Here is a 13,395-nt window from a genome sequence, read left to right on the forward strand (position 1 = left end):
GTTCGTGCCGTCGTCCGTGTCTCCATTACGCCCCGGCCAGAGGTGGGGGTCATGGCCCGGAATGTCGGGACTTGACAATGCTGCCCGGGGTGGCGTTCAGTGCGCCTCGCCCCGTCGGGTCGTCAGGCGGGACGCGGAGAGGATGGTGGCCCGGTCAGCCACAGGTGCCGGCCGCCGCTGGGGGTGAGGACCACCACCGTCTGCGGGATGGTGAACAGGTGGCGAGTCCCGCGTGGAGGGGCCTAGCCTTCGAGGCTCGCGGTGCCTCATGCCGAGGCGGGCTGGTGCAACCAGCGGACCACACCCCGGCGCCTGCATCGCGGGCGGTGACGCCAACTTCCACGATGCCGAGACCGACGAGGCGTTCTGGATCTCCGGCCCGAAGCGGGACCGGAGCGACACCCGGTACGGACCGCAGAAGCCGACCGTGGAGGACGACGCCGCAGGCGCTTACCGGGCGTTCCTTCGGGGGGCACCGTCACACGCGCTCGTGGCACGGGTCACCGTCGCGACCGAGGTCTCCGGCGCGGATCTTCTCTCGGGGCACTGCGCGGGGAGCGGTCCCCGGTTTCCCCAGTCCGTGGAGGACGCAACGCGAGTCGCCCACGAGGCGTTCCACCGGGGCGGCTTGGGTAGGAGCCGGACATGATCTTCAGTGAGCAACGTCGTTCGGCACCGGTCCCTCCCCACGTGGAGACCGGTGCCGAACGACGCGCGCAGAGGAACTCAGGCTCACATGTCGAGACCGACACCGCCGTCCGCTGACTTCGCGGAAGTTGTCCCAGAACATACGGCGACTTGAGGTGCCTCTTCGAGCACTGAGCTGATGACCTGCCTGGGCGGCACGCGGGTGGTGCTGTGCGTGGTCGTGATCCTGCCATTCGGGGCCCGCGACGAGGAGTATCCGGCGTCCGGAGGACGGCTTCTGCGCAGGTCAGCCGTATAAAGTGAGTTTTCCGGTCCGGATGGCCAGGTGGTGCGGAAGTAAGGGGTGGAGACCTTGGGCTCGGACTCAGGGGCACGCACAGCCTTCGCGGAACGGCTCGCGCTGCTGTACAAGGAGGCCGGCAACCCGCCCCTGAAGACCGTGTCCGAGGCCGTCGTCCGGCTGAAACGGGTGGACGAACGAGGGCGCCCCGTACGGGTCTCCGCGCAGCGGATCAGCGACTGGCGCCGCGCCAGGAACGTACCGGCCCACTTCGCCGCGCTCGCGGCCGTGCTGCAGGTGCTGATTCCGCACGCCCGGCGGGAGCGGCCCGTCCCGGTCTCCGCCGGACTCTACGACATCGGCCAGTGGCAGCGCCTGTGGGAGCGCGCGGTGGCCGATCCGATCGCCGAGCGCCCGGGCGGCGGGGCGGCGGACCCGGAGGAGGACGACGGCACACCCGCCGAGGGGAGCCCGGGCGTGCCGGGCGGGGTGTGCCCGTACCGGGGACTGGCGTCCTACCGTCAGGAGGACGCGCGGTGGTTCTTCGGGCGGGAGCGGAGCACGGACGCCCTGGCGGCCCAACTGCGCGCCGCGGAGCGGACGGGCGGCCTCGTCATGCTCGTCGGCGCCTCCGGGGCGGGGAAGTCCTCGTTGCTGAACGCCGGGCTGGTGCCCGCGCTGCGGGGCGGTGAGGGCCGGGAGGTGGTGCAACTGGTCCCGGGGGCCGACCCGCTGGCGGAGCTGACCTGCCGCATACCCGAACTCGCGCCGGTGACCACCGCCGGCGTGCCCGGCACTCCCGGGTTTGCGCACGCCGTACGGGAGGCGGTCGCCGCGTGGGCGCCGGACGGGGCCCGGCCGGTCGTCATCGTCGACCAGTTCGAGGAGACCTTCACCCTCTGCTCCGACGAGAGCGACCGGCGTACGTTCATCCAGATCCTGCACGACGCGGCCTCCCCCGCGGGACCGGGCGAGCCGGCCCCCGTGCTCGTCCTCCTCGGCATCCGCGCCGACTTCTACGAGCAGTGCCTCGGCCATCCCGAACTGGCCGACGCCCTGCAGCACCGGCACATGGTGCTCGGACCGCTCACCGCCGCCGAGTTGCGCGACGCGGTGACCGGCCCGGCGAAGGCCGTGGGACTCGAACTGGAGCCGGGCCTCGCCGAGCTGATCGTCCGTGAGGTGGGCTTCGACGGACCGCGCGGGGCACACGACGCGGGCGCCCTGCCCCTGCTGTCGCACGCGCTGCTCGCCACCTGGCAGCGGCGCAAGGGAGGCCGGCTGACGACGGCCGGGTACCGCGCGGCGGGCGGCATCCAGGGAGCTGTGGCGGCGACCGCCGAACGGGCCTGGTCGAAGCTGGACCCGGCGGCGCGTACGGCCGCCCGGCTGCTGCTGCTGCGGCTGGTCCGGCTGGGCGAGGACACCCAGGCGACCCGGCGGCGGGGCACGCGGCGGCAGCTCGCGCAGGAGTCGGCGGACCCCGGCAAGACGGAGGAGTCGCTGGAGGAACTGGTCCGCGCCCGGCTGGTGACGCTGGACGCGGAGACCGTGGAGATCACCCACGAGGCGCTGCTGCACGCCTGGCCCCGGCTGCGCGACTGGATCGACGAGGACCGGGGCGGCAACCTGCTGCGCCAGCGGCTGGAGGAGGACAGCCGGGCCTGGGAGGCGACCCACCGCGACAGCTCACTGCTGTACCGGGGGTCGCGGCTGGAGCACGCCGGCGCCTGGGCGCGGTCGGCCGGCGACACGTTCCTGACGCGCGGCGCGGTCGACTTCCTGGCCGCATCGGCCCGGCTGCGCCGGCGCACGGTGTGGATAAGCCGGGGCGCGGTCGCGGCGCTGGTCGCACTGGCGGTGCTGGCGGTCGGGGCGGCGGTGGTGGCGTGGCAGCAGCGCGACGACGCGGTGTTCGAGCAGGTGCTGGCCGAGGCCGACCGCGTCCAGTACACCGACCCCTCGCTGTCGGCCCAGCTCGACCTGGTCGCGCACCGGCTGCGCCCGGACGACGAGGGCACCACGAACCGGCTGGTGTCGATCGTGAACGCGCCGCTGGCCACCCCGCTGTCCGGCCACACCGGCGCCGTCTACCTGACGACGTTCAGCCCCGACGGCAAGCTGCTGGCCACGGCGAGCTACGACCGCACGGTCCGCCTGTGGGACGTGGCGGACCCGCGCCGCCCCAAGCCCCTCGGCAAGCCCTTGAGCGCGCACACGAGCTGGGTGAGCACGGCCGTCTTCAGCCCCGACGGCCGCACCCTCGCCAGCGCCTCGGACGACGGCACCGTCCGGCTGTGGGACCTCCGCGACCCCCGCCGTCCCCGCCCGCTCGGTGCCCCGCTCACCGGTCACGACCGCACGATCTACCTGCTCGCGTTCAGCCCGGACGGCCGTACGCTGGCCGCCGCGACCGAGGACCGCGTCGTACGGTTGTGGGACGTGCGCGCCCCTGGGCGGCCGCGCCCGCTCGGCGCCCTCACCGGCCACACCGCCGCCGTCCGCTCGGTCGCCTTCAGCCCCGACGGGCGGACCCTGGCCTCGGGCGGCGACGACACCACGGTGCGGCTGTGGGACATGACCGACCGGCGTCGTCCCGAGCCGCTCGGCGACGTGCTGACCGGTCATCGGGCCCTCGTCCACTCCGTCGCCTTCAGCCCCGACGGCCGCACCCTGGCCAGCGGCAGCGCCGACGACACCGTGCAGTTGTGGGACGTCACCGAGATCGGGGACGCGGCGCTGCTCGGGGCGCCGCTCACCGGGCACACCGGGCCCGTGTGGTCGGTGGCGTTCACCCCGGACAGCTCACTGCTCGCCGTCGCCAGCGCGGACAGCACGGCGAGCCTGTGGGACGTCAGCAACCCGGCGTTCCCTTCCCAGGTCGGCGAGCCGCTCGCGGGCAGCAGCGGCGAGATGTACGCCCTCGGCTTCAGCCCGGACGGCCGTACCCTCGCCACCGGCACCGGCGACAACACGGTGCGGTTGTGGTCGATACCGACCTCGGACATGCTCGGGCGGATCGGGGTGTTCCGCCCGGACGGGCGGGTGCTCGCCACCGCCGCGCGCGATCAGCGGATCCGGCTGTGGGACGTCCGGGCGCCGCGCCGGCCGGTGCTGCTGGGCAAGCCGTTCCTGCCCGTCGAGGGCGACGTCCGCACCGTGGTGTTCGCCCCCGACGGGCGCACCCTCGCGGTGCTGACCGGCAGCCGCACGGTGCAGTTGTGGGACGTCACCGACCCGGCCGCGCCCGTCGCCCACGGCTCTCCCCTGCGGCTGCGCACCCGGTACGCCGGCCCCGAGGCGCTGGCGTACAGCCCCGACGGGCGCACCCTGGCCACCGCCTACGAGGACCGCACCATCCAGCTCTGGAACGTCGCCGACCCCTCCGCGCCACGCCGCCTGGGCGATCCGCTGACCGGACACACCGGCTACGTCAACACCCTCGCCTTCAGCCCCGACGGCCGCACGCTCGCCAGCGGCAGCGCCGACACCACCATCCGCCTGTGGGACGTCTCCGGCCGCCGCCCCGTCGCCGGGACCGGCGCCGCGCTGCGCGGCCATCACGGCCCCGTCAACACGCTCACCTTCAGCCCCGACGGACGCACGCTGGCCAGCGGCAGCGACGACAACACCGTGGGGCTGTGGGGCGTCGGCGACCCGCTGAGGGCCGAGCGGCTCGGGTCCCCGCTGAGCGGGCACACCGAGGCGGTGGTGTCGCTGACGTTCCGCCGGGACGGACGCACGCTGGCCAGCGGGGGCAACGACGACACGGTCCGCCTCTGGGACGTGGGCCGCCCCTCCCAGGCCACGCCCATCGGGCAGTCGCTCAGCCCCAACGCCAAGACCGGGAACTTCCTGTCCTTCAGTCCCAACAGCCGTCTGCTCGGGGTGTCGAGCGGCGCCGGGACCGTACGGCTGTGGGACCTGAACGTGGACGACGCGGTGAAGCACATCTGTTCGACCACACGGGGTGTGCTGACGCCCGAGAAATGGCACGAGTACCTGCCTCGCCTGTCCTACGAGCCACCCTGCCAGGAGTGATCCGCGTCACAGCGCCTCGACGCACCTCATCAGTCGGCTCCCGCGGCGCCATCCGCCTTGTTAGTCTTGGCCACAGCCCGATCGCTGGTGCATCCCCCGTCGCCAGCGATCGGGCGTTTTCGTTCACTCTTCGGGCAGTCGCCCCCTCCCCATGTCCCCCCGCGCCCCGAGCCGTTCGGCCCCTCCAGGTCAGCACGTCCTCTTGAGGAGCCGTACGCTGACGCGTGTGCCGAAGGCGTACGAGGTGATCGCGGAAGACATCCGCCGGTCCATCCGCGAGGGCGAACGCAGACCCGGAGAACGGCTGCCGGCCGAGACGGAACTCGCCGAGCGGTACCGGCGCAGCGTGCCGACGATCCAGAACGCGCTGCGGCTGCTCAGCGAGGAAGGCCTCATCGACAAGCGGCACGGCCTCGGCAACTTCGTCCGCCGTCCGCGCACGCTCGCGGTCCGCGACAACAGGCGTCACCAGTGGGAGAAGGACCGCGCCCGTCGGCCGCTGCCCCAGCGGGCGGCCACCGGCGCGACGGAACGCGAGACCGGTCTGGACGCCGGGGACCTGGTCTTCCACGCGAGCTATCGCGAGGTCAAGGCGTCCGCGGCGCTGGCGCGGGGGTTCGGCGTCCCCGAGCGCACGGTCCTGCTGGAGCGGACGTACCGCACCCGGTGCGCGACGGAGACCGCGCCCTTCAGCCTGGTCACGTCCTACCTGGTCCGCGACGTGATCGCCGCGAACCCCGCCCTGCTGGACCAGGGCAACGAGCCCTGGCCGGGCGGCACCCAGCACCAGCTGCGCACCGTCGGCATCGAGGTGGAGCGCATCGAGGAACGCTTCACGGCCCGGCCGCCGACGCCGGAGGAGGCCGCCGAGCTGGACCTGCCGCCGGGGACCTCGGTGATCCTGCTGCACAAGAGGTCGTACGACACCGAGGGCCGGGTCGTGGACATCACCGACGTCACGCTGCCGGGCGACCGCACCGAGCTGCTCTTCACCACGACCCTGGAGAGGTGGTGAAGGTTGCCGTGACACGGCACGTCGTGATCGTCACCGCGGTGCACCCGCCGTCGGCCCGCTTCCTGCCCGACGCCTACAAGTCGCTGTGCGAGCAGCGGCTGCCGCGGGGCTGGGAGTGGCGCTGGGTGATCCAGGAGGACGGCGGGTCGGAGGACGTCCGTCCCTACGTGCCCGAGGACCTGCGGGTGACGTTCCGTCAGGGACGGCGTGGCGGGCCCGGGGTGGCGCGCACGATCGCGCTGGCGCGGGCGCGGGGCGAGTACGTGAAGGTCCTGGACGCCGACGACCAGCTGGCGCCCGGTGTGCTGGCCCGCGATCTGGCGGTGCTGGAGGCCGACCCAGAGATCGGATGGGTGACGTCGCGGGTGCTGGACCTGTGGCCGGACGGTTCGACGGCCGGCTTCCCGGGCGACCCCGAGGACGGGCCGATCGAGCGCGGCGACGTGCTCGGATTCTGGCGGGCGAACGACTTCCGCGCCCCGGTCCATCCGGCGTCGCTCTGCGTACGCCGGGACCTGCTGGTGGCGCTCGGCGGCTGGATGGCGCTGCCCGCGTCCGAGGACACGGGGCTGCTGCTGGCGCTGAACGCGGTGAGCCGGGGGTGGTTCTCGGCGGAGGTGGGGCTCCTCTACCGGAAGTGGGAGGGCCAGGTGACGGGCCAGGCCCCGCACGTCGACCCGGAGGAGCGGGCGGCACGCATGGCGGTGGCGGAGGCACGGGCCCTGGCACTGGCGGAGTTCGGCTGGGGGTATCCGCCGAACGGCACGTCGTGACGACGTCGCCCGCCCCGAACGGGCGGGCCCCCAGGACCAGGGGCAGAGCGACCCGGCGCCCCTTGGACGCGGACGCCACGACGGTCCCAGCGCGGCGAAGAGGACCGGCTTCACCAGGACTCGGCGGGCTCCCGGACGCAGGGGGACAGGACAGCGGCGCACTCCCGGACGCAGGAGACCGGACAGCGGCGCACTCCCGGACGCAGGAGACCAGACAGCGGCGCGCCCCTGGACGCAGGGGGACAGGACAGCGGCGCACTCCCCGACACACGAGACCGGACAGCGGCGCACTCCCGGACGCAGGGGACGAGACAGCGGCGCGCCGCTGTGCGTACGACCGCGCCACGGCTCGGTGGGGCTGTTCGCGCGGGCGTCAGGACGGGCGGAGGATCTCCTGGGCGACGGTGACGACGTTTCCGGCCGGGTCGTTGGCCGCGGCGATGCGGTAGCGGCCCTCGGGGGTCTCCTGGACCGCGCCCAGGTCCAGGCCCCGTTCCGCGGCGAGCCGGACCTCCTCGACGACGTCGTCGACCGCCAGCGTCAGCATGGCCGAGCCCGCGCGGTCGGGTTCCAGGAGCAGCTGGATCGCGCCGCCGGCGATGACCTCCCACTCCGCCAGCCCGCTCATGGGGTCCCGGTCGGCCGGCCGGCCCCAGAGGCGCTCGTACCAGGCGCGGGCCGCGGCGAAGTCGGCGACGGGAATGACGGCGTAGACGGTCCTGATGGCCACGATGGGGACCCCTTTCATCCGTTTCGCACCTTACTGACTGCCCGTCGGATGTCGGCGGATGTCAGGGCAGCGCCTCGGCGTCCGTGCGCGAAAAGACCAGGTCGCTCTCCTCGGTGACCGGGGCACGCCAGCGCAGCGGCACCCGGCGGGGACCGCCGAGGGCGGGCGGATAGCTCGCGGGGTCGTAGTCGTTGGCCAGCCGGAAGACGTGGAAGCCGGCCCCGGCCATGGTCTCCAGCAGCTCCTCGACGGAGTCACCGAGCGCGGCCATCCGCGCGGGTGTCACCTCGACCGCGATCTCGGCATCGGGCCGGAGCCCGCCCAGCAGGGGCGCGAGGCCCCGCACGACCGCTCCCTCCGCCCCCTCCACGTCTATCTTGATCACCCGGGCGCTCTCCAGCTCGCCCGGTGCGAGCAGGTCGGGCAGCGGAGCGGCGTCGACCTCGAAGACGGCCTCGGCGGGACCGTCGTACGGGACGATGCTGTTCGCGCCCGTGTTGCGGGAGCTGGCGAGGGTGAAGGTCAGTCTCTGACGGCGGTCGGACGCCGCGGCGTTGACGGCGCGTACCGTGCGGCAGCCGTTGAGCCGGACGTGCCGCTCCAGGCGCCGGTGGCACGCGGGCGACGCCTCGACGGCCACGACCCGTCCCGCGTCCCCGACGAGTCGCGCGGCCAGGACGCTGAAGACCCCGATGTTGGCGCCGACGTCGACGAAGCCGTCACCGGGTCCGAGGCGGCCGCGCAGCCAGGCGCTCATATGGGGTTCCCAGGCGCCGAAGAGGTAGAGGTAGCGCTGGATCAGGTCCTCGGTGTCGACCGCGAAACGCGCGCCCGAGCGCGTTCGGACGACGCGCCGCCGCGGATGGTCACGCAGATACGGGTTCAGCACGCGGGCGGCGAGGGCCGCCTTGCCGAACGCGCCGGGCGCGTGCCGTACGTAGCGGCTGCCGAGGGTGACCAGGGCCTCCGTGGCCGCGGTGACGGCCGTGGCCGCGAGGGGCGCGGCGGGTGACGTGGCTGCCGTACGGGAACGGCTCATCCGGTCGGCGGGCCCGGCGCTACTCGGTGACCGTGATGGCCTGGGACGGGCAGCCCTCGACCGCCTCCCGGACCGCGGGCTCACCCCCGCCGTCCTCCCGTCCCGGGACGACCGCGCCGTAGCCGTCCACCAGCGTGAAGACGGACGGAACCCGGTACGCGCAGTCACCGGAGCCGTAGCACCGCTCGGGGTCGACGGAGAGCTTCATTCCCACTCCAGACGCCTTCGGCCGGGGGCCGACGGGCGGATCGGAACCGACACCTACGTCCCTTTCCCTGCCCGTCGGTCCCCTCACCCAACCGGGGGACGCCGGTCGGCGGCGAGAGTGAGCCAGTGGGCGACCCTGCGGACCGTCGTCTCGTCCAGCCGTTCCACGACCGCCCGCACGGCCGCCTCGTCGTCCGGGGCGAGGTCGTACAGTCCGGCGCGGTGCAGCGCGGCGAGGAGCACCTGGTGGCGGCGGTCGGTGAGGCGCTCGGTCAGCTGGGAGGGCTGAGCCGGGTCCGCGGAGGACGGCTCGGCGGCGGGAGCGGCGGCGGCCTCGGGGGCAGGAGCGGCGGCGGGCGCGTCGATCCGCTGCCAGGCGCCGTCCCGCGGCCCCCACAGGGCCATGACCGGATCCTGGCCGCGGGCCCGCAGGGTCTGGGTCATCTCGCCCACGGCGTACTGCACGGGAACCCGGTACGGCGACTCCGCACCGACCCGCCAGGACGCGGAGGAGGATTCGTAGAACATCGCGACCCAGCGTGGAGTGCCCGTCGGCTGCGGGCTCTGGGGACATGACGGCACGGGACATCACCCCTTCGGTAACGGCGGTCGGACCATAACTGACGGAGCGTCAGATGACCAGCGCGTCGCCCCGGGTCGGCTCAGTTGTTCCAGCTCTCGTCGTACGGGTCGGCGGGCGTCCGCACCGGCTCGGCGCTCGTGATCTCGATGTACGGGATGGGTCCGCCACCCACCGGGTCGCGGGTCCGTCTCGGGGTGTAGGTGCCGGTGACCTCCAGCCAGCTGTCCGGTTGCAGCACCGGCGGGACCCGTCCGGCCAGCCCGATCTTCACCGGCTGGGCGTCGGCGGCACAGCAGTTGAGCGCCATGCGGACCAGGTACGGGGTGCCCGCCCGGTCCAGCGCCACGAACCCCGTGATCCTGACCCTGCGGTCGCGCAGGGTGCGGCCCTCGTCGTACGCCGCCCGGCTCGCGTAGTCGACGACCCCGAGCCGGACCGGGTCGCCGGAGGGCAACGGGGCGTAGGCGGGCGGCCGTTGCAGGGCCGTGCCGGTGCGCATCGCGCTGTACGAGCCGAGGGCCGGCGGGGCGATCAGGATCAGCGCGAGGACCGGCAGGAGCAGGAGCCAGGAGACGCGTGGTTCGTGGTGGGCGTCCGAGGCCGGCCCCCGACGCTCGTACCAGACCGTCGCGACCGCCGCCGCGACCAGCACCACCCCCGCCACCAGCAGCAACGGCCGCAGACCCGCCTTGACGTAGCGCAGCGACAGGTCCGTGGCGCCCGCGTGCAGCAGGGACACCCCGAGCAGGCACAGCACGGCCGCCTGCGTGTGCCGGTTCACAGCAGCACCGCCCCGGTCAGCACGGACACCCCGACGGCGACGGCGAAGGTCGCCGGCGCGAAACGCAGGGCGAAGCCGCGGCCGAACGTGCCCGCCTGCATCGCGAACAGCTTCAGATCCACCATCGGTCCCACCACCAGGAACGCCAGCCGTGCCGTCGGCGAGAACTGCGTCAGCGACGCCGCCACGAACGCGTCCGCCTCCGAACAGATCGACAGCAGCACGGCGAGCACGGCCAGGGCCAGCACCGCCACCACCGGGTTGCCCGCGGCCACCCGCAGCCATCCCTCGGGGACGACCGCCTTCAGCGTCGCGGCCGCCATCGCGCCGATCACGAGAAACCCTCCGGCATGCATCACGTCGTGCCGCACCGACCCCCAGAACGCCGCTCCCCTGCCCTGCCCCTCGTACGACGGACGCGGCGGCGGGCGCAGCCAGTCGGCGCGGCCGAGCCGCATCCACAGCCAGCCCATCACGCAGGCCGCGGCCAGGCTCGCGACGAACCGGGCGGCCACCATCTCGGGGTGGCCCGGGAAGGCGACCGCCGTCGCGGTCAGCACGATCGGGTTGATCGCGGGCGCGGCGAGCAGGAACGCCAAGGCGGCCGCGGGGGCCACTCCCCGGCGGATCAGCGCCCCCGCCACCGGCACCGAGGCGCACTCGCAGCCGGGGACGACCGCTCCGGCCAGCCCCGCCACCGGAACCGCCGCGGCGGGCCTGGCCGGCAGCGCGCGGGCGAACACGGACGCCGGTACGAACACGGCGACGGCCGCCGACAGCAGCACCCCGAGCACGAGGAACGGCAGGGCCTGCACGACCACCGCGACGAACACCGTGGTCCAGCTCTGCATCACCGGCGCGGACAGGGCACGGCGGATCGGGGCCTGGGCGAGCAGCAGGAGGAGCAAGGTGACGGTCAGGACCAGGGGGGAGCTGAGGTGCCAGCCGTCGCCGTCCCCGCCGGGGGTGGGGGACGGCGGCGGGGACGTCGGGGGGAGCGCGGGCGTCGCCCCGGGCGGTGACGGGTGCGGTGGCTCGGGGACGGTGACGGCCACGGGTGGGGTCCTCCGTTGCGCGGGGCGGCTCCTCTTCGATACGGCTGAATCGGAACGGGCGTTCAATCCGTTGCTGGAACCATCGGTCTCGTTGGGGCAGTCTTTCCCCTCGTGGCGAGCGTTCCGAATCAGGGCCGGCCGGGCGAGGCGCCCGCGCACATGGTGGTGTGCGGTGACGACGGGCTCGCGCACCGGCTCGCGGCCGAACTCAGGGGCGTGTACGAGGAGCAGGTGACGCTCGTCGCGCCGCCCTCCGAACGGCCGGTGCCGCAACCGGTCGTGGGCCGGGCCCGGGCCGCGTCGGCGGCGTTGCTGGACCGGATGGTGGCCGCCGCCGGGCGCGCCGCGGGCAACGGCACACCGCCGAACGGCGACAGCGGCGCCAGCGGCGGCGGCACCAGCAGCAGCGGTGTGCGGCTGGTGGAAGCCGCCGAACCGTCCGAGGCGGTGCTCGCCGAGGCGGGCGTGGAGCGGGCCACCGCGCTGGCGCTCGTGTACGACGACGACGAGACCAACATCCGCGCCGCACTCACCGCCCGCCGCCTCAACCCCCGGCTGCGCATCGTCCTGCGTCTCTACAACCGGCGGCTCGGCCAGCACATCGAGGAACTCCTCGACCAGGCCTCCGGGCTCGCGACCGGCGGGGCGGGCGGCGGCTTCGACGCCTCCACCACCGTGCTGTCCGACGCCGACACCGCCGCGCCCGCGCTGGCCGCGACCGCCCTGGTCGGCACCAGCAAGGTCGTGCAGACCGACGGGCTGCTGCTGCGCGCCGTGGAGCGGACGCCGCCCGCGCCGGGACAGGTCGCCGACCCGGGACTGTGCACGCTGGCGCTGCTGTCGGCGACGAGCAGCGACCCGGCGGGGGCCGACGGCTCGGAGGGCAGCGGGGACCGGGGTCCGCGGCTGCTGCCGGACGAGGAGGAGGTCGCGGCGGCCACCGGTCGTGGCACGGTCGTGCTGGAACAGGTCTCCTACGCCGGAGCGCCCGGGTCCGGCGGGCGCGCCGTGGGTGTCGTACCGCCGATATCCTCCCTGTTCTCGCGGCGGCTGCGGTGGTCGCTGGCCGGGCTCGTGGGTGCCGTGGTGGCGCTGGCGATCGCGCTGACCGTGGTCACGGACGACCATCCGCTGCACGCCACCTATCTCACGCTGCTCGACATCCTCGGCATCGACGACCCCGCCACCGATGCCTCCCTCGGCCGGCAGATCCTCCAACTCCTGTCCGCCGTGGTCGGGTTACTGCTGCTGCCGGTACTGCTCGCCGCCGTGCTGGAGGCCCTCGGCACCTTCCGCAGCGCCTCGACGCTGCGCAGGCCGCCGCGCGGGCTCAGCGGGCACGTCGTCCTGCTCGGCCTCGGCAAGATCGGCACGCGTGTGCTGACCCGGCTGCGGGAGCTGCACATCCCGGTGGTCTGCGTCGAGGCCGACCCCGAGGCGCGGGGCATGGCGACGGCCCGGCGGCTGCGGGTGCCGGTGGTGCTCGGGGACGTCACGCAGGAGGGCGTCCTGGAGGCCGCGAAGATCCACCGTGCCGACACGCTGCTCGCGCTGACCAGTGTCGACACGACCAACCTGGAGGCCGTGCTCTACGCCCGGTCCGTCCGGCCCGATCTGCGGGTCGTGCTCCGCCTCTTCGACGACGACTTCGCCGCGGCCGTCTACCGCACCCTGCGCGCCGCGCACCCGAGGGCGCTCACCCGCAGCCGCAGCGTCACGCATCTCGCGGCCCCGTCGTTCGCCGGGGCGATGATGGGGCGGCAGGTGCTGGGGGCGATCCCCGTCGAGCGGCGGGTGCTGCTGTTCGCGGCCGTGGAGGTGCGGGGCATCCGGCAGTTGGAGGGCAGGACGGTGGCCGACGCCTTCCGCGCCGGTTCCTGGCGGGTGCTGGCCCTGGACACGGCGGCCCCGGGGGAACGCCGCGCCGATCTTGCGACGAGCCCGGCGTCCAGAGGCCGCGCGGCGGCCTCCGACCTCGTCTGGGAACTGCCGCCCACCTATGTGCTGCGTGCCGAGGACCGTGTGGTCCTGGCGGCGACCCGCCGCGGGCTCGCGGAACTCCTCGGCCGTAGACGCCGGCAGCGAACCGGGTCGTGAGCCCCGCCGAGCGCCGACGGTCAGCGGCGAGAGCGGCCCGGAGCGGGGCACTGTCGGCCGCTGCGGGCCCAGCACGACGGACGGCAGGGGTGCTGGGCCCGGGCGGGAGAACCTCAGGGGAACGTCACTTCGCGGAGGTCACTAGA

At 74.2% G+C, this 13,395-nt stretch carries 10 protein-coding genes and 1 pseudogene; 4 read left to right on the forward strand and 7 right to left on the reverse strand.

Annotated elements, in window-relative coordinates; translation table 11 throughout:
* Positions 1 to 128: 128 nt before the first annotated feature.
* A pseudogene (locus ACZ7LV_RS26115) lies at positions 129 to 224 on the reverse strand (bifunctional DNA primase/polymerase); the annotation flags it as partial.
* Positions 225 to 991: 767 nt separating this feature from the next.
* Here ACZ7LV_RS26115 and ACZ7LV_RS26120 point away from each other — a divergent pair.
* The 3 genes from ACZ7LV_RS26120 (at position 992) to ACZ7LV_RS26130 (ending at position 6,757) form a co-directional block, all read left to right on the forward strand.
* Entirely contained in the window at positions 992 to 4,969 is a 3,978-nt protein-coding gene (locus ACZ7LV_RS26120; RefSeq protein WP_471942653.1) for an nSTAND1 domain-containing NTPase, read from the forward strand.
* A 226-nt stretch (positions 4,970 to 5,195) separates the two neighbouring features.
* Positions 5,196 to 5,984: a GntR family transcriptional regulator gene (locus tag ACZ7LV_RS26125; protein ID WP_471942654.1), complete on the forward strand. Its 789-nt coding sequence runs from the start codon at positions 5,196 to 5,198 to the stop codon at positions 5,982 to 5,984.
* Complete coding sequence (locus tag ACZ7LV_RS26130) at positions 5,978 to 6,757, forward strand: glycosyltransferase family 2 protein (protein WP_471942656.1); 780 nt, start codon at positions 5,978 to 5,980, stop codon at positions 6,755 to 6,757. Before ACZ7LV_RS26125 ends, ACZ7LV_RS26130 begins: the two co-directional genes overlap by 7 nt.
* A gap of 373 nt (positions 6,758 to 7,130) precedes the next feature.
* On the opposite strand, the gene ACZ7LV_RS26135 is transcribed toward ACZ7LV_RS26130, so the two are convergent.
* The 6 genes from ACZ7LV_RS26135 to ACZ7LV_RS26160 form a co-directional block, all read right to left on the reverse strand.
* On the reverse strand, positions 7,131 to 7,487 hold the full coding sequence (locus tag ACZ7LV_RS26135) for a VOC family protein (RefSeq protein WP_471942658.1): 357 nt from the start codon (positions 7,485 to 7,487) through the stop codon (positions 7,131 to 7,133).
* 61 nt (positions 7,488 to 7,548) lie between these two features.
* On the reverse strand, positions 7,549 to 8,526 hold the full coding sequence (locus ACZ7LV_RS26140; protein WP_471942660.1) for an FkbM family methyltransferase: 978 nt from the start codon (positions 8,524 to 8,526) through the stop codon (positions 7,549 to 7,551).
* 19 nt (positions 8,527 to 8,545) lie between these two features.
* Positions 8,546 to 8,734 carry a ferredoxin gene (locus ACZ7LV_RS26145; protein ID WP_471942662.1) on the reverse strand — a complete coding sequence of 63 codons (189 nt, stop codon included), beginning with the start codon at positions 8,732 to 8,734 and terminating at the stop codon, positions 8,546 to 8,548.
* Positions 8,735 to 8,817: 83 nt separating this feature from the next.
* On the reverse strand, positions 8,818 to 9,261 hold the full coding sequence (locus ACZ7LV_RS26150; protein ID WP_471942664.1) for a hypothetical protein: 444 nt from the start codon (positions 9,259 to 9,261) through the stop codon (positions 8,818 to 8,820).
* A gap of 134 nt (positions 9,262 to 9,395) precedes the next feature.
* Positions 9,396 to 10,097: a TIGR03943 family putative permease subunit gene (locus ACZ7LV_RS26155; protein ID WP_471942665.1), complete on the reverse strand. Its 702-nt coding sequence runs from the start codon at positions 10,095 to 10,097 to the stop codon at positions 9,396 to 9,398.
* Positions 10,094 to 11,152: a permease gene (locus ACZ7LV_RS26160; RefSeq protein ID WP_471942666.1), complete on the reverse strand. Its 1,059-nt coding sequence runs from the start codon at positions 11,150 to 11,152 to the stop codon at positions 10,094 to 10,096. Before ACZ7LV_RS26160 ends, ACZ7LV_RS26155 begins: the two co-directional genes overlap by 4 nt.
* 159 nt (positions 11,153 to 11,311) lie before the next feature.
* Here ACZ7LV_RS26160 and ACZ7LV_RS26165 point away from each other — a divergent pair, with 159 nt between their 5' ends.
* Positions 11,312 to 13,249 (forward strand): NAD-binding protein, encoded by a 1,938-nt coding sequence (locus ACZ7LV_RS26165; RefSeq protein WP_471942848.1) that lies wholly within the window; start codon positions 11,312 to 11,314, stop codon positions 13,247 to 13,249.
* Positions 13,250 to 13,395: the final 146 nt, after the last annotated feature.

Source organism: Streptomyces sp. NPDC107562 (assembly GCF_055657325.1).

Bases quoted from the DNA above. Each gene is read 5' to 3' on its own strand.
- ACZ7LV_RS26150 (WP_471942664.1), bottom strand. From the start codon at position 9,261: ATGTTCTACGAATCCTCCTCCGCGTCCTGGCGGGTCGGTGCGGAGTCG.
- ACZ7LV_RS26145 (WP_471942662.1), bottom strand. From the start codon at position 8,734: ATGAAGCTCTCCGTCGACCCCGAGCGGTGCTACGGCTCCGGTGACTGC.
- ACZ7LV_RS26165 (WP_471942848.1), top strand. From the start codon at position 11,312: ATGGTGGTGTGCGGTGACGACGGGCTCGCGCACCGGCTCGCGGCCGAA.
- ACZ7LV_RS26140 (WP_471942660.1), bottom strand. From the start codon at position 8,526: ATGAGCCGTTCCCGTACGGCAGCCACGTCACCCGCCGCGCCCCTCGCG.